The 15,525-nt window shown below is 37.9% G+C and carries 17 protein-coding genes; 13 read left to right on the forward strand and 4 right to left on the reverse strand.

The window, feature by feature from the left end; translation table 11 throughout:
• Positions 1-107 precede the first annotated feature (107 nt).
• The 5 genes from A6754_RS11175 (at position 108) to A6754_RS11195 (ending at position 2,944) form a co-directional block, all read left to right on the forward strand.
• Positions 108-302, forward strand: a complete 195-nt coding sequence (locus A6754_RS11175) for a hypothetical protein (RefSeq protein ID WP_066451587.1) — start codon at positions 108-110, stop codon at positions 300-302.
• Positions 303-346: 44 nt separating this feature from the next.
• Positions 347-868, forward strand: coding sequence for an HD domain-containing protein (locus A6754_RS11180; protein WP_066445221.1), 522 nt, complete (start codon positions 347-349; stop codon positions 866-868).
• Between the two features lie 685 nt (positions 869-1,553).
• Positions 1,554-1,991 carry a peptidylprolyl isomerase gene (locus A6754_RS11185; RefSeq protein ID WP_066445226.1) on the forward strand — a complete coding sequence of 146 codons (438 nt, stop codon included), beginning with the start codon at positions 1,554-1,556 and terminating at the stop codon, positions 1,989-1,991.
• Between the two features lie 71 nt (positions 1,992-2,062).
• Positions 2,063-2,578, forward strand: coding sequence for a G/U mismatch-specific DNA glycosylase (mug, locus tag A6754_RS11190; RefSeq protein ID WP_066445229.1), 516 nt, complete (start codon positions 2,063-2,065; stop codon positions 2,576-2,578).
• Between the two features lie 18 nt (positions 2,579-2,596).
• The gene (locus tag A6754_RS11195) at positions 2,597-2,944 is read left to right on the forward strand and encodes an MGMT family protein (protein WP_066445231.1); all 348 of its coding nucleotides are present in this window, start codon (positions 2,597-2,599) and stop codon (positions 2,942-2,944) included.
• Positions 2,945-2,951: 7 nt separating this feature from the next.
• Here A6754_RS11195 and A6754_RS11200 read toward each other — a convergent pair whose 3' ends face one another.
• Together A6754_RS11200 and A6754_RS11205 are read right to left on the reverse strand one after the other, a co-directional pair.
• Positions 2,952-3,215 carry a YpbS family protein gene (locus A6754_RS11200; RefSeq protein ID WP_066445236.1) on the reverse strand — a complete coding sequence of 88 codons (264 nt, stop codon included), beginning with the start codon at positions 3,213-3,215 and terminating at the stop codon, positions 2,952-2,954.
• A 400-nt stretch (positions 3,216-3,615) separates the two neighbouring features.
• Positions 3,616-4,149, reverse strand: a complete 534-nt coding sequence (locus tag A6754_RS11205) for a YceI family protein (protein ID WP_066445239.1) — start codon at positions 4,147-4,149, stop codon at positions 3,616-3,618.
• A gap of 305 nt (positions 4,150-4,454) precedes the next feature.
• Here A6754_RS11205 and A6754_RS11215 point away from each other — a divergent pair, with 305 nt between their 5' ends.
• Positions 4,455-7,028: a helicase-related protein gene (locus A6754_RS11215; RefSeq protein ID WP_066445245.1), complete on the forward strand. Its 2,574-nt coding sequence runs from the start codon at positions 4,455-4,457 to the stop codon at positions 7,026-7,028.
• A gap of 71 nt (positions 7,029-7,099) precedes the next feature.
• Here the strand turns inward: A6754_RS11215 and A6754_RS11220 are convergent, their stop codons facing one another.
• Complete coding sequence (locus tag A6754_RS11220) at positions 7,100-8,233, reverse strand: zinc-dependent alcohol dehydrogenase (RefSeq protein ID WP_066445251.1); 1,134 nt, start codon at positions 8,231-8,233, stop codon at positions 7,100-7,102.
• 182 nt (positions 8,234-8,415) lie between these two features.
• On the opposite strand from A6754_RS11220, the gene A6754_RS11225 reads away from it, so the two are divergent.
• Positions 8,416-8,877: an SRPBCC family protein gene (locus A6754_RS11225; RefSeq protein WP_066445253.1), complete on the forward strand. Its 462-nt coding sequence runs from the start codon at positions 8,416-8,418 to the stop codon at positions 8,875-8,877.
• 66 nt (positions 8,878-8,943) lie between these two features.
• Here the strand turns inward: A6754_RS11225 and A6754_RS11230 are convergent, their stop codons facing one another.
• A complete protein-coding gene (locus A6754_RS11230) occupies positions 8,944-9,480 on the reverse strand; it encodes a ribonuclease H-like YkuK family protein (RefSeq protein WP_066445255.1) in 537 nt (178 codons plus the stop codon).
• Positions 9,481-9,692: 212 nt separating this feature from the next.
• Here A6754_RS11230 and A6754_RS11235 point away from each other — a divergent pair, with 212 nt between their 5' ends.
• The 6 genes from A6754_RS11235 to A6754_RS11260 all read left to right on the forward strand — a co-directional run bounded on the left by A6754_RS11235 (position 9,693) and on the right by A6754_RS11260 (position 15,361).
• Positions 9,693-10,424, forward strand: a complete 732-nt coding sequence (locus A6754_RS11235) for a DsbA family oxidoreductase (protein WP_066445257.1) — start codon at positions 9,693-9,695, stop codon at positions 10,422-10,424.
• A gap of 145 nt (positions 10,425-10,569) precedes the next feature.
• Entirely contained in the window at positions 10,570-11,745 is a 1,176-nt protein-coding gene (locus tag A6754_RS11240) for a DEAD/DEAH box helicase (protein ID WP_066445260.1), read from the forward strand.
• Positions 11,746-11,763: 18 nt separating this feature from the next.
• Complete coding sequence (locus A6754_RS11245) at positions 11,764-12,342, forward strand: hypothetical protein (protein WP_066445264.1); 579 nt, start codon at positions 11,764-11,766, stop codon at positions 12,340-12,342.
• Between the two features lie 100 nt (positions 12,343-12,442).
• On the forward strand, positions 12,443-13,471 hold the full coding sequence (desA, locus tag A6754_RS11250) for a Delta(5) desaturase DesA (protein ID WP_066445266.1): 1,029 nt from the start codon (positions 12,443-12,445) through the stop codon (positions 13,469-13,471).
• A gap of 154 nt (positions 13,472-13,625) precedes the next feature.
• The gene (locus A6754_RS11255; RefSeq protein WP_066445270.1) at positions 13,626-14,765 is read left to right on the forward strand and encodes a sensor histidine kinase; all 1,140 of its coding nucleotides are present in this window, start codon (positions 13,626-13,628) and stop codon (positions 14,763-14,765) included.
• Positions 14,762-15,361, forward strand: coding sequence for a response regulator transcription factor (locus A6754_RS11260; protein WP_066445273.1), 600 nt, complete (start codon positions 14,762-14,764; stop codon positions 15,359-15,361). The genes A6754_RS11255 and A6754_RS11260 overlap by 4 nt, the downstream gene beginning before the upstream one ends.
• Positions 15,362-15,525 lie beyond the last annotated feature (164 nt).

The following is a 15,525-nucleotide window of genomic DNA, read 5'->3' on the forward strand; positions in this document are numbered from 1 at the left end:
GCGAGACAACACAAGAATACTTAGTAAATAAGAGAGAAATATTCATGTTATCAACTGCTAGCATTTTGCTATATTTATGTTATCATATGCTATATGAGGTGATAAATATGAGTTCAGATCAAAGAATCCAGGTAAATGTAAGATTAAAAAAAGATACGAATAATAAGTTAGATGAAATCGTCGAATATTATCAGGAGAATACAAAATTTGGACGTGTTTATAAAGGAGACGTTCTAACCGATATCATTGAAAAATCATATGATATTATGTTAAAGCAAAAAAAGATGGGTAAAAAAATGTAAGATGACGATATCGATATCTTTCTAGATGGTAAGGAGAGTGGAACATGAGGGATGTTACCTTAACTGAGATCTATCAGCACAGAATTGCACAAAAATATGTAACACGTTCGGGTCTGGCCCATGCTATTGCTGTCAGTTATCATGCATTTCGTCTGGCAAAAGAGCAAGGAGTTGATCCAGACAGTGCTGCCAAAGCAGGCTTCCTTCATGACATTGGCCATTATACTTGGTACAAAAATGGAAAATGGGATTATGATTTATATAAAAAGAACGATATTCACGCCATAAAAGGTGCTGAAAGAGCCCATAAACTGCTTATCCGACTTGGTGAAAATCCGGTCAAAGCTAAGGAAATTGCGCTAGCTATCCTTTTTCACACTGACTCATTTATGCCAGGAGGCGAAGTGATCCGTACTCCGCTGCAAACTATTGTCAAAACAGCTGACGAATTAGATGAAGAACCAGGCGGTGCCCATCACTACCGCACCTTAGAATACGACCGCGCCCTTAAAAGCCTGCAGGAATTGGATGAAAGAATTGAGAAGTTCCTAAACCAAAATGAATAAGGTGAAAAAAACCGTAAGACTAAAAAGAGTTTAAACAACTATTCATCTGATAAAGTTATAAAAGCCTTTTGAAATTAGATTTTTGGTTCTTATTAATATGCGATTATTTGTAAGTGAAATGGAGCGTAGGGCACTCGACTCCAACGGGCTATAGAGGAAAGGGTGAGACCCCGCAGGAGCGAATGCGACGAGGAGGCTCAGCTTCCTCCCCGTGGAAAGCGAGTGACCGAAGCGCAATGGAACGGACTCGATTTACAGGCTGCTATACTTTAATGATTTGTATATTCCGTTTATCTCAGCCTATCAAAGGAACAGAATGTTTTTATAGTTCTTTTATCCTCTTTTCAGCAGAATAATGCCGCTATCCCCTCTTTTTGTCGTAATAATATTGTCCTAAATCTCATTTTTGGATACTATTTAATTAAGGAAGGTGGATAGCATGCGGCCCAGAACGAAAAAATCAGCGATCTCATTTGATAATCTAAAGTACAATCTAACTACTGTTTTCTTGCATTTATCATTTTACGGAATTATTATTCTAATCTTACTATTATTTTTCGAATTCTTTGGTTGATTTATAAGATTCTGAAACCATGCATTTCCTATATTAAACTGCAAATAATTTTGTTCTTGTACAGTTTAATGGTAATATGTAAGAGGATTTTAAACAAAGGAGATGCTTTTAATGACTAAAAAAGGATACATACAACTGCAAAACGGTAAAAAAGTAGAATTCGAATTATATCCTAATGAAGCACCTGGAACGGTTGCAAACTTTGAAAAGCTTGCAAATGAAGGGTTCTATGATGGATTAACTTTCCACCGTGTAATTCCTGGATTTGTTAGCCAAGGTGGCTGCCCTAACGGAACAGGAACTGGCGGACCTGGCTACACAATCAAATGTGAAACAGAAGGAAATCCTCATAAGCACGAAGTTGGTTCTTTATCTATGGCACATGCCGGAAAAGATACGGGCGGAAGCCAATTCTTTATCGTACATGAGCAACAGCCGCACTTAAATGGTGTGCATACTGTATTTGGTAAAGTAACTTCAGGTATGGATGCTGTAACAGATATGAATAATGGCGATGTAATGGAGAAAGTAGTCGTTACTGAAGCATAATCATTTGAAAAAGAGTCGACTTCGGCTCTTTTTCTATGTGTTTTTTTAAACAAATAAAAAAGAGGTGCGCTATGAAGCCAGTAAATGATATAATATGCCCGGATTTGGATGTGTTATTTATTGGTTTTAACCCCAGCATAAAATCATCTGAAACCGGCCATCATTTCGCGAACCGCAGCAATCGTTTTTGGAAGATCCTTCATGAATCAGGCTTGACGCCTTATCAATATTTGCCTGAACAAGATCAGGAATTATTAGAGTTAAACTATGGGTTAACAAATATCGTGGCACGTCCAACAAAGGCTGCAGATGAAATAACCAAAGAAGAATACAATGAAGGACGATTACTTCTCGCTGAAAAGCTACAAACATACCATCCTAAAATTGCCTGTTATGTAGGAAAGGGAGTATATGAGCAACTGGCAAAAAAGAAAAAGATTCCTTGGGGTATTCAAGAAACTTCTGTTGTACCGGGAATCATTGATTTTGTCGCTCCTTCATCTAGTGGACTTGTTCGCATGAAACTCAATGAGATAGTCGATATATATAAGCTGGTAAATAAACAATTAACAGAGTTACAGCAATAAGAGAGGAGGTATTTCAGTATGCTCCCTTTTACAGAAAAAGTACTGGAAATTATTAAAGAAATACCTTCTGGCAGTGTAATGACTTATGGTCAGATTGCTGCCATTGCAGGCAGCAAAAGGGGAGCAAGACAAGTAGCCCGAATTTTGCATTCTATGAGTGAAAAGTATTCGCTGCCATGGCATCGAGTGGTTAATGCGCAAGGGAAAATTGTTTTACATAATCAAGAACTTGCTAATAGGCAGAAGGAATTGTTAGAAAATGAGGGTGTTTTCATTCAAGAAGATCAGAGGATCGACTTAAACCATTATAAATATACGGGTGAAATGGCCTTTGAAAAAGAAAAAGAAGACTTCCCATGGGAATAAGAAGTCTTCAGGATGTTCCTAATTTTTCAGCATATTCTTCAACCATTTCTGCCGTGACAATTTTTCGTTGGGGAACAGCTCCCAGCTTGGCTAATTCGTTCATTTTTCCTGTGATTGCATTTATTTCAGTCACACTAAATGCCTTACCAGCCTGACAATTTTGAACAGCAATATCAATATAACGTTCTCTTTCATGATCAAGTCTGATAAACTCTGTGATTCTGCTGTTTTGTTTCTTCACATGATTAGTAATAGCTTTATGTACACTCATCTATACTTTCCCCCTGAATCATTGTATCAGTGACACAATCATACTATGCGGACCAGATAAAAGAAAGAGGCTGGGACAAAACGAAATTAATCTTTCTAAAACACGAATATTCACTATCTTGGTTTGGGTGTTTAAACAAGTCCGTTCCACTGCGCTGCGGACCCTGTTTTTTCGTGGGATCACAAGCTGAGCCTCCTCGAAGCTAAGCTTCTGCGGGGTCTCACCTTTTCCTCTATTGCCCACAGGAGTCGAGGGTCCTCCGCTCCATTTCACTCATGTTAATAAAATATATTTTATAATCATAAATAAAAAACCGAATGATTAGAAAGATAACTTCCTAACCATTCGGTTCTATGAGTGTGTTAAATACTTATGTCACAGCCTCTTTTTCGTTTGAAAATTATTCAGCTTTTGCTGCTTGAAGTTCAAGTTGAATTTTTACTTTATCGCCGACTAAAACGCCGCCAGTTTCTAATGCTGTGTTCCAAGTTAGACCATAATCGCTTCTTTTAAGAACACCTTCAACACTAAAGCCTGCTTTTTCATTTCCCCATGGATCTTTTCCAGAACCTTCGTAAGTTGCATTTAATGTTTCAGATTTCGTAATGCCGTTTAACGTAAGATCACCAGTAATTAGATAATCTCCATCACCCTCGCTTACGATGTTTGTTGCTTTAAACGTTAATACCGGGTGATTTTCTACATCGAAGAAATCAGCTGAACGAAGGTGGTTGTCACGGTCTTCGTTTCTTGTATCAATGCTTGCAAGGTCTACTGTGAATTCAATCGTTGCTGTTGTTAAATCAGTAGTATCAGCTTCAATCACTGCATCAAACTTTTTGAAAGAACCTTTAACATTTGCAATCATCATGTGTTTGATTGAGAAATCTACCGCACTGTGTGTTTGATCTAAAGCCCATTTTGTTTTAGCCATTTTAAATCTCCTCCAAATAGTTATTATTTATTTATCTTTAATTCAAGATGTATTAATTCTAGATAAATTATATGAGGATTTTGATGAGGTGTCAATTCTTTTTTTCAGAACTTTACAGTTGTTTTCAAAAAATTAATACTACTGCAAAAAATGATAAGCTTATACTCATTTCAAAAGAGAATAGGGGTGTATTATGGATATTTTCACTTCGTAACTTCATAATAAAGGATAAACAGCGATGTATAAGTATTGATCATGATACAATAAGAAAACTAGACGTTATTTTACATAAAAGGGGTACATAAATGGAGTTTCTCGATTATATTCATAAGGACGCAGTTCAACATACAAAAGAAAAAATTTTAGAGGATTTGGATGCTTATCTAGGCAGCAGGAGTGTGCAGCCATCCTTTCAGGAATATATGCAGGATCGTTTAATTTATATTGAACAAATTTGGAAAAATGTCTGGGTGAATAAGGCGCACAATAAAATGTCCAGACATAAGAAACGGCAGTATTTAGAAGAGAAGGGCATTGAGACCGTTTCAGCTGACAAAAAACTGATCAATCAGCTTTTTAAAAAAGAGATTAGTGATTACCGGCCATTTGATGCTGAAAGATGGCTGCTGGAAGGATTCTCTCATCAGGATGATAAATGGAATGAACGTTTTAATCACGCTCGAAAACAATTCAAGTTAAAGCAGGCTGTCCGCAATAAAGAGATGGAAAAGCAAAAACTTCATGAGGTGATTGAGAACTTAACAGAAGGTCTGATTATTCAAAATGAAAGATCTCTTTACCTGAAGCTAAGATATCATATTGCAAAGCAGCTTTTAAATGATGTATCAGCAAAGGTTCGATATAGAAAAATTGAAACAACAGCACTTGAAGAGCAGCTGGAAGAAATCGGTGCATTTTCTTTCGAACCATTCAGCAAAATGGGAGATTTCTTTGAAGAGCTTACAGGCAATATTCATAAGACCATGTATAGAGGCAGATGGTATTTTGAATATGAAACCTACTTTTATATTTATGAACGAGCTATTCGTTCTTTTTTATCAGAAGCCTTGCAGGTAATGCTGTTGGAAAATATGCCGCATTCCATTTTTGAACAATACGAAAATGTTTATGAGAAAGCACTTACTGGCAGTATTTTAAAGAAAAAGGTTTCTTATTTGTTTGGAGAATTGACGGAGCATTTTATTGAATTAATTCAAGATGAGTATGCAGAAAATCTTTTAGGATTAGCGAAGCTTCCATTTGAAGAGTCTGTTCATGATCAGTTGTATGAAGAACACCTCGCTGAGCGCAAAAAGCGGGAACAGGAGGAACGAGCAGAGCGAAAAAGGAAGAAAGAAGAAGAAGAGAGAATGCTTTCTGATATATTTGGAGCCGAATATAGTCCGTCAGTTGATCGGCCAGTGAAATTTACGCTCCACATCGGTGACACAAATACAGGGAAAACGTATCATGCTCTTGAAGAGATGAAAAAGAAAGATAGTGGCATCTATTTAGCTCCGCTTCGCCTTTTAGCATTAGAGGTATTTGAAAAGCTAAATCAAGATGGTACACCATGTTCATTAAAAACGGGTGAAGAAGAAAAAATTGTAGACAATGCTGCCCATATGGCTTGTACCGTCGAAATGTATTATGAAAAACAATATTATGACATCATTGTGATTGATGAAGCACAAATGATTACCGATAAGGATCGCGGTTTTTCATGGTACAAAGCGATTACAAAAGCGAATGCAAAAGAAGTTCATATAATCGGCAGTAAAAGTGCAAAACCGATGCTGCTTCAGCTGCTCGAAGATTCCGATGTCACTGTGAAAGAGTATACCAGGGATACGCCGCTGCAAGTCGAGGATCGAGAGTTTCAGTTTAAATTTGTTAAAAAAGGGGATGCGCTCATTTGCTTTTCACGAAGAAAAGTACTTGAGACAGCTTCAAGACTGCAGAACGCAGGACATTCAGTCAGTATGATCTATGGCAGTATGCCGCCAGAAACAAGAAAAAAGCAAGTACAGCAATTTGTCAATGGGCAGACAACTGTTATTGTTTCAACTGATGCCATTGGAATGGGACTTAATTTGCCGATCCGCCGCGTTGTTTTTCTTGAAAATGAGAAATTTGACGGCACAAGACGCAGGCAGCTTACATCACAGGAAGTGAAGCAAATTGCCGGCAGAGCTGGAAGGAAGGGTCTTTACAATAAAGGAATGGTCAGCTTTGTCAAAGACGTGAAGGAAATGGGGCAGCTTCTGCTTATGAAAGATGAACCTGTTTTTTCCTTTGCGATCGCTCCTACACAGGGCGTTTTCGAACGCTTTCAAAAATATTCCCGCGATCTAGGCTTATTTTTTGAGCTATGGGATAAATTTGAAAGTCCGGCAGGTACAGTTAAAGCGGCACTACATGAAGAACGGGAGCTATATAGTATTGTTCGCGGTACCGAGATTGAGGCAAAACTGCCTTTAACAGATCTATATGGTTTTTTGCATCTGCCTTTTTCAAAAAAAGAGACAGACTTAATCAGACTTTGGGAAGAAACGATGTATGCGATTGTCGATGGTTCTGAGATGCCAGAGCCGCGTTTAAAAAATAAAAACTTAGAAGAACTAGAGCTGAGTTATAAAGCAATTGGGCTTCATTTGTTATTTTTGTACAGGCTCGATCAAAGAACGGAAGCACTGTACTGGGAACGGGTAAGGGAAGAAATCAGCCAGCATGTTCATGACAAGCTAAATTCAGATGTTCGCAACTTAACAAAAAAATGTAAACGATGCGGCAAACAGCTTCCTTGGGAACATGATTTTCAAATTTGTGATGATTGCCATCAAACTCGCCCATATCGTCAACGATACTATAAAAGGTAAAAGCATCTGCAAACAAAAAAGACGCAATACATTCACACCTGTTATGTGAATGTATTGCGTCTTTATTTATGTTATGGTTTCAAAACAACTTTAATACAATCATCTTCATGATTGTTAAACACCTTGTAGCCTTTAGGAGCATCATCTAATGTGATCTTATGTGTGATTATTTCAGTAGGATCAAACAATCCATCAGTAATCTGCTTATATAACTCGGGCATAATCGGTATAACTGGAGCCTGTCCCATTTTTAATGTAACGTTTCTCGAGAAAAAAGCTCCAAGCGGAAAGAGATTGTAATTTCCTCCATATACACCTGTCAATTGAACAACACCTGACTTTCGGACAGCTTTTGTTGCAATTTGAATAGGACCAAGTGTCCCGCCTTGAAGCTTCATTTTTTGTTCTATATATTCCAGCGGTGATTTTTTACCATCCATGCCAACACAATCAATGACGACATCTGCTCCGCCTTTTGTGATTTCTTTTAAATGTTCTCCCATATCTGGATAATCGGTAAAATCAAAGGTTTCAACTTTATTCGTTGCAGCAGCATGCTGAAGGCGGTAGGGTAAATGGTCAACGGCGATTACCCGTGAAGCCCCTTCAAGCCAAGCAAACTTTTGCGCCATTAAGCCGATTGGCCCGCTTCCTAATATAATGACCGAATCACCCTTTTTAACACCAGCATTCTTGACACTCCAATAAGCTGTTGGAATAACATCTGATAAGAATACAAGGGATTCATCTTCAAGCTCACAGGATTCAGGGATTTTAAATGGAGTAAAGTTGCCAAAAGGAACCTTTAAGTATTCCGCTTGGCCTCCTGGGTGATCACCAAATTTTTCTGAATAGCCGAAATAGCCGCCCGAATCATAGTGTGGATTTGAATTATCACATTGGCTGGTTTCATCACTTTTGCAATATTGACATTCTCCGCAGGAAACATTGAAAGGAACAACAACACGATCTCCTTTTTTGACCTTTGTCACTTCTGGTCCGACTTCTTCCACGATTCCCATCGGCTCATGTCCAATGATATACCCTGGAGGCAAAGGAAAGTTTCCTTGATACAGATGCAAATCTGATCCGCAAATCGCTGTTGTTGTAATTTTTACAATAATGTCATCCTTTTTCGTTATAGCTGGGTCTTCCACATGATCAACTGATATTGTATTTGGTCCTTGGTATGTGACAGCTTTCACTGATTTCACTCCTTTTTCTCTATATCTCTTGTTTATTATTTGTTTAAAGGCCTATTTCAATCCTTGAAGAATCATGGACGGAATGATTTTTGCTATGTGCCATTATGTTGGCATGAATTGGTCTAGCACTGTATAAACATGGTAATGAGCTAGTTTTAACTTCAAAAAAAGGAGCGTCTTCTATGCCAAATTACAGTCATACAGTGGAAGTTGACCTACCAATTCAGCAATTATGGAATTTTGTTCATGTAATGGACAATTGGGCACCGCTTGTTCCAGGATATATTAGTCACAGAAAGGTCAATGACAATCAATCATTATGGAGTTTTTACACAGATATTGGTGTAATGAAAAAGAAAATTGAATTACAAGTAGATATTACAGAATGGTCAGAACCGCACAAAGTAGCCTTTCAACTTACTGGTATTAACGAAAAATTATCAGGTAGCGGCTATTTCTCTGCGCAAGTATCGGAAGGTAAGAAAGTCGAAATGACCGGATTTTTGGACTTAACAGCAGAAGGAATGATGGCGAAAATGGCTAATTCCATTATGAAATCCTCCTTGCCGGAAATCACAAAGGAACTGACTGAAGCGGTTGCTGAAAAGGCAGAACAGCCATTAGCGCCAATTCAAAGAAATTAAGTAAGAGGGCAAGGATTTATTTAAAAAATAATAAAACAGGCTTTAGCAGCCTGCTCCATGTACGATTTATTTTGTATACTTATTTGCGTAGCTCGATGCAACAAATGCATCGGGCTTTATGACGGGTTCAAAGCCTGCTGATTGAATTCTTGCAACCATTTCCTGTACATATTCTCTCGTTTTGTTCCGCTTGCCGGCTCCAATATCAAGATGCCCTTCCATTACAAAAGATGCGCCGCTATATATAAAAGGGAGCACAATGTCTGCCAATTGTATTTTTTTATCATTGGTAAATAAAGACACAACTTCTTCTGTCAGGGCAGTTTCATACGAAATTCGTTCATGAAGTGAATGCATTTTTCGTTTTAAACTCATTTTTTTAATGCATGCCCATGCCCCTTTTCCTTCTCTTTGAATGACAATTCCCGTAATAAACAAGGTTTTATCAGGATGGACTTGTGAATCAGTTCCAACCATCAGCCGAAAACTGGAGCGCGGATCAAGTCTCATAAAAGAGATAATTTTACTAAAAACATCATCAAATGACATCGCAGTCTCTTGCAGATTTTGAAAAACAAAGCTGTTTTCCTGTTCGGTTTCCATCCAATCACCACTCATTTTTTGTTTTGGCCGTCCAGTACATTCATGTCTTTGCTTGTTACAGTATATTGCTGTATACAAGAAAGTTTGTCACTTTTTTCTGTAGGGGGCATATTCTGCTTTTTGTTCCCTGGTCATTTCCTGCATGTTGAGCATCAATTCAGCGTTTCTGTTAAACAATATGCTATGATGATGGCAAGAGAGGATGATTATTAATGAAAATTCAAGTATGGTCAGATTTTGTATGCCCATTCTGTTATATAGGAAAAAGAAGATTAGAAAAGGCCATTGCTGCATTTGAACATAGTGAGCAGGTCGAAGTGGAATTTAAAAGCTTTGAATTAGATCCGAATGCGAAAACAAATAATGGTGAGAACATACATGAAATGCTGGCTGCTAAATATGGCATGTCAGTACAGCAGGCAAAGCAGACAAATGAAGGATTGAAACAGCAGGCAGCTGCAGAAGGTTTAACATTCGTTTTTGATGAAATGAAACCGACAAACACATTCGATGCTCACCGTCTGGCAAAATTTGCTGGTGAAAAAGGCAAAGAAGCTGTTGTAACGGAAAAGCTGCTTGCGGCGTATTTTACAGAGTCCAAAAACTTAAGTGATCATGAAACACTTATTGCAGTGGCAGAAGAAGCAGGACTTTCTGGAGATGAAGTAAAAGAAGTGCTGGCAGATGAAGCTAAATTTGCCAATGATGTAAGAATAGATGAAGCACTGGCACAGCAATATCAGATCACTGGTGTTCCTTTCTTTATTATCAATAATAAATACGCTATTTCTGGTGCGCAGCCACAGGAGACCTTTGAAGGTGCTCTCAAAAAAGTATGGGAAGAAGAAAATGAAACGCCAGTTCTCAAAACGTTTGACTTTGAAACGAAGTCAGAAAGCTGCTCTGGCGATGAATGTGAGCTTCCTGAAAAAGACGAAAACTAAGCAATGGTTGAAGACTGCATAATATAGGCAGTCTTTTTTTAATATATAAAAAAGCAACTCTCTATCATTCATTTGTGCACTTGCATTTTTTTGTATTTACAAGCATGATATGTAACGAATACATAGAAGAAAGTAGGAAGTTTGTTTGCCGAATTTTAATCAATTAGGATTATCTCCTTCCCTTGCAGCAGCTGTTGAACAGGCTGGATTTATTCATCCGACAGATATTCAAAACAAAGCGATTCCACAGATCATTGCAGGAAACGATCTTGTTGCATTAGCACAGACAGGAACAGGGAAAACATTTGCGTTCATTTTGCCTATTTTAGAGCATGTGGATCCGGCCTTAAATATCATTCAAGCCTTAATCGTTACACCCACTCGAGAGCTCGCTCTTCAAGTAACTGATGAACTGGAAAAATTGGTTCATGTTAAGGAAGGTCTCAATGTGCTGGCGGTCTATGGCGGTCAGGATGTTGAAAAGCAGCTGTCATCTCTCAGCAGCTCAGTCCATATTGCTGTTGGAACGCCAGGCAGGATCATAGACCATATGAATAGAGGCAGCATTGATTTATCACATGTATCAATGCTGGTCCTTGACGAAGCAGATCAAATGCTCCATATTGGTTTTCTTAATGAAGTTGAAAAAATCATCTCTGCGTGCACAGCTAAACGACAGACGCTGCTTTTTTCTGCTACAATGCCTGAGGATATTAAAAAGCTATCAGCATCATATATGAATGATCCGCGGCTGATCGAAACGAAAAAATTATATAAAAAAGCTGAACATATCAAACAGCTTGCCTACTATACAACTGATCGTGCCAAGCAGCAAACGCTGATTGATATTTTGCGTACACATCGTCCATTCTTAGCGATTATCTTTTGCAGAACCAAAAGGAGAGTGACGAAATTATATCAATCTTTAATGGAAAAAGGATTTTCATGTGCTGAGCTGCACGGCGGCCTTTCCCAGGCAAAGCGGGAAGAAACGATGAGAGCGTTCCGAGAGAATGAGTTTCAACTTTTAATAGCAACAGATGTCGCAGCCCGCGGACTCGATGTCGAAGGTGTTACACATGTTTTTAATTATGACATTCCACTTGATACAGACAGCTATATTCACCGCATTGGCAGGACTGGAAGAGCTGGCATGAGAGGGTTGGCGATCACATTATATACTAGAGCGGAAACGTCCAAACTTGAACAGATTGAAAATGATTTATCTGCTAATCTCTCCAAAAGGACAATGGAACCACAACAGCCGCAACAAAACAGAGAACATCATTCGAAAAAAAGATATGGAAAACATAGAAAATAATAATAGAAGAGGTGCAAAATGCTTACTGCAGAAATAAAGAAACTTTTAGAACAACAGCCAATTAAGCTATTTAATGAGGAAAAAGAGTATGCAATCGCAAACAGCCTGATTTCCGCAGAAGAAATCAATGAAGTTCTGCCATCACAGCAAAGATGGACTGATCTGTACATTGAACGAGGAAACAAAGAAACAGAAGAGTTTTTAGGTGAAGAAACAGCTTCTTTTTTACAAGATAAGATCTCTTATTTACGATCAAATCAGCAGGAATTTTTATATATGGAATCAAAGTGGTTTGAAAACATAGGAATTGAAGGAATAATACTTGAAGAAAACGATGTCTTTCATACATATGACATTATATTTGGTCTGAAAAAGCAAAAAAAGTATGGAGATCACCTTCGAAAAATACTATCTGAAAAATTCCCTCCAGAAGCAAAGTATTCAATTCTTTTTAATGGAAATGATGGATTATGGGATATCAATTTGCCGATCAGCTATCTCAATGGATTTTCAGAAGATATGACGATTGAGGAAGTACTTTCACATAGCTATCAGTTTCTATTTAAAATGGTTGTTGATTTAGAAAATAACAGGTGACCATGACATTTATCATGTAACGTGTATGACAGCTATGTCTTTTCGGATTGATATCGTTTTCTTATGATAGATATATAAACACATGAAAGGAAATGAATTCATGACAAAACAGCTGCTCACTAGCTTAAAAAAAGAAATGGCGCCATTTGAAAAGGCCAATAGAAACGCAAGCATTAGACAATTAATTAACACTTTAGTTCCTTTTTTTGCATTATGGTATGCAGCCTATTTAAGTTTAGAGGTATCATACCTTCTAACTTTGGCTCTATCTGTCATTGCATCAGGATTTTTAGTCCGGATTTTCATTATCTTTCATGATTGCTGTCACAATTCGTTTTTTAAAAGCAGAAAAGCCAATAAAATTATCGGTACCATTGCCGGTATTATAACGCTATTCCCGTTTACCCAATGGCAGCGTGATCACTCTATCCACCATGCGACAAGCAGCAACCTTGATAAGCGCGGAACCGGAGACATATGGGTTTTAACGGTTCAAGAATATATAGACGCACCGTTCTGGACAAAGGTAGGGTACAGGCTTTATCGTAATCCATTCATTATGTTTGGATTAGGACCTATTTATCAATTTTTAATTATCAATCGCTTTAACCGTAAGGATGCAAAATGGAAAGAGCGACTTAACACATATATAACGAATATTTCAATAGCAGCTCTATATAGCGGATTGTGCTGGTTAATCGGCTGGGAAGCTTTTCTGCTGGTTCAGCTGCCAATCTTTCTTCTCTCAGGATCTGCAGGGATCTGGCTGTTCTACATTCAGCATACATTTGAACAATCATACTTTGAAGTAGATTCAGAGTGGGAGTATGTTAAGGCGGCGGTTGAAGGAAGTTCTTATTACAAACTTCCCAAAATACTGCAATGGCTGACTGGAAACATTGGTTTCCACCATGTGCATCATTTGAGTCCAAGAGTGCCCAATTACCTTTTAGAAGAGGCGCATAATGAATCTGAGGCACTGCAGCATGCTCCAACCATTACGATGGCCAAAAGTCTGGAATCTCTACGCTTTAAACTATGGGACGAAGAAAATAAAAACTTTGTTGGCTATAAAGCAGTGAAAAAATATATTCAAAAGAGCAATACAGTTGTAACAGATAAGGCATAAAAGTAAAAACTCCTTTGTTTTTTGCAAAGGAGTTCTATTTTATCCATTGAAGCAGTGCAGCAGCTGCATCATGTTTAATTGTTAAAGCTTCTCCATTTTTCAATTCTCTTGCAGAAATCAAAGACAGACATTATCAGTAAATTTGAGGGATATTATGGCGAAAAAGTATATTGCATTTTTAAAAAATCCAGGAATCTCTCCATACATTTGGATTCTATTAAGCATTCTTCCTTTTTATTTTATTTTCCAATCTTCGTCAACATATGAAATTGCAGTGGGAATTTTATTAACGATTACTTTTTTTATTGTGTATCGATTTGCCTTTATTTCTGACCGATGGCCGGTGTATTTATGGTCCTCAATTTTAATTGCGATCTCAATGACCATGGCAATTTTATTTCATTATATTTATTTTGCTATTTTTATTGCCAGCTATAATGGAAATATAAAGAACAAGGTTGCATTTTATACAATTTATGTTGCACATCTGGTTGTGACAACAGCTGCTATAAATTTTAATATTGTGATTGGTGAACAGCTCTTTTTAACTCAGCTTCCATTTATCATCATCATATGGATAAGTGTCATTTTGCTTCCGTTCACGATTTCTAATAAGCATAAACAAGAAAAGCTTGAACGGGAGCTTGCGTATGCGAATAAAAGAATTTCAGATTTGGTCAAGCAGGAAGAACGGCAGCGCATTGCCCGAGATCTCCATGATACTCTAGGACAGAAACTATCTCTCATTGGATTAAAGAGCGATCTGGCACGCAGACTGATTTATAAAAATCCTGAGCAGGCCCGTGAAGAGCTTAAGGATGTGCAGCAGACAGCAAGAACAGCATTAAATGAAGTGCGGAAAATGGTTTCGCAAATGCGAGGCATCAGGTTAAAAGAAGAGCTGGTAAGCGTTAAACAATTATTAAAAGCGGCTGAGATTGAATACATTGGAAGCGACGCGCTTAAGGTCGTCAATGTTTCACTGTTTATTGAAAATATACTAAGCATGTGTTTAAAAGAAGCGGTGACGAATGTAGTCAAGCACAGCAAAGCTAGTTATTGTAAGATTAAGATTATACAAACCGAAAAAGAAATAAAAATTATCGTCGAAGACAATGGGGTTGGTTTTGATCCAACTGAACATGAAACAAAAGGCAATGGACTGATTGGCATGAAAGAAAGACTTGATTTTGTAAATGGTACGCTTGACATCCACTCCAATGCTGGCACAACCGTGACCATGAGTGTACCAACCGTTTTACGGGCAGTTGAACAGGAGGGAAAAGAAATATGATTACCATAGTCATTGCAGAAGACCAGCGTATGATGCTCGGTGCGCTAGGATCACTGTTAAGTTTAGAGGAAGATATGGAAGTGGTCGGCAAGGCAAACAATGGTGCTGAAGCAGTCTCCCTCGTTCATAAACTGAAACCGGATGTGTGCATCATGGATATTGAAATGCCTGAAAAAAATGGATTAGAAGCGGCAGAGGAAATTAGAGACTTAGATTGTAAGGTCATCATTTTAACGACCTTTGCACGCACTGGTTATTTTCAGAGGGCGGTAAAAGCTGGTGTCGGCGGCTATTTATTAAAAGATAGTCCAAGCGAAGAACTGGCAGACTCAATCCGCAGCGTTATGGCCGGCAAACGTTTGTATGCTCCAGAATTAATGGAAGATCTTTATAGTGAGGAAAATCCCCTGACAGATCGGGAAAAAGATGTGCTTGAGCTGATTGCAGAAGGAAAAAACACAAAAGAGATTGCCAGCAATCTGAACATTAAAACCGGCACAGTCAGAAATTATATTTCAGCCATTATGGAAAAATTAGAAGTGACCAACCGCATTGAGGCAATCACGCAATCAAAGAAAAAAGGCTGGTTTAAATAAGTTTATAAAGTATTTAACATGACAATAGAACTGACTGGTTAGGATATGAATCTTCTAATCAGTCGGTTTTTTTGTTCCGATGCTATTGGCTGATTTATAGAGCAGGAAATAGGAACAGCAATTTTTTTAATGGGTCTAGATACTTAACCACTAATTGCGCCTCA

The sequence above is a fragment of the Cytobacillus gottheilii genome (genome assembly GCF_001636345.1).
In the GTDB taxonomy this organism is placed as follows: Bacteria; Bacillota; Bacilli; order Bacillales; family Cytobacillaceae; genus Cytobacillus; species Cytobacillus gottheilii.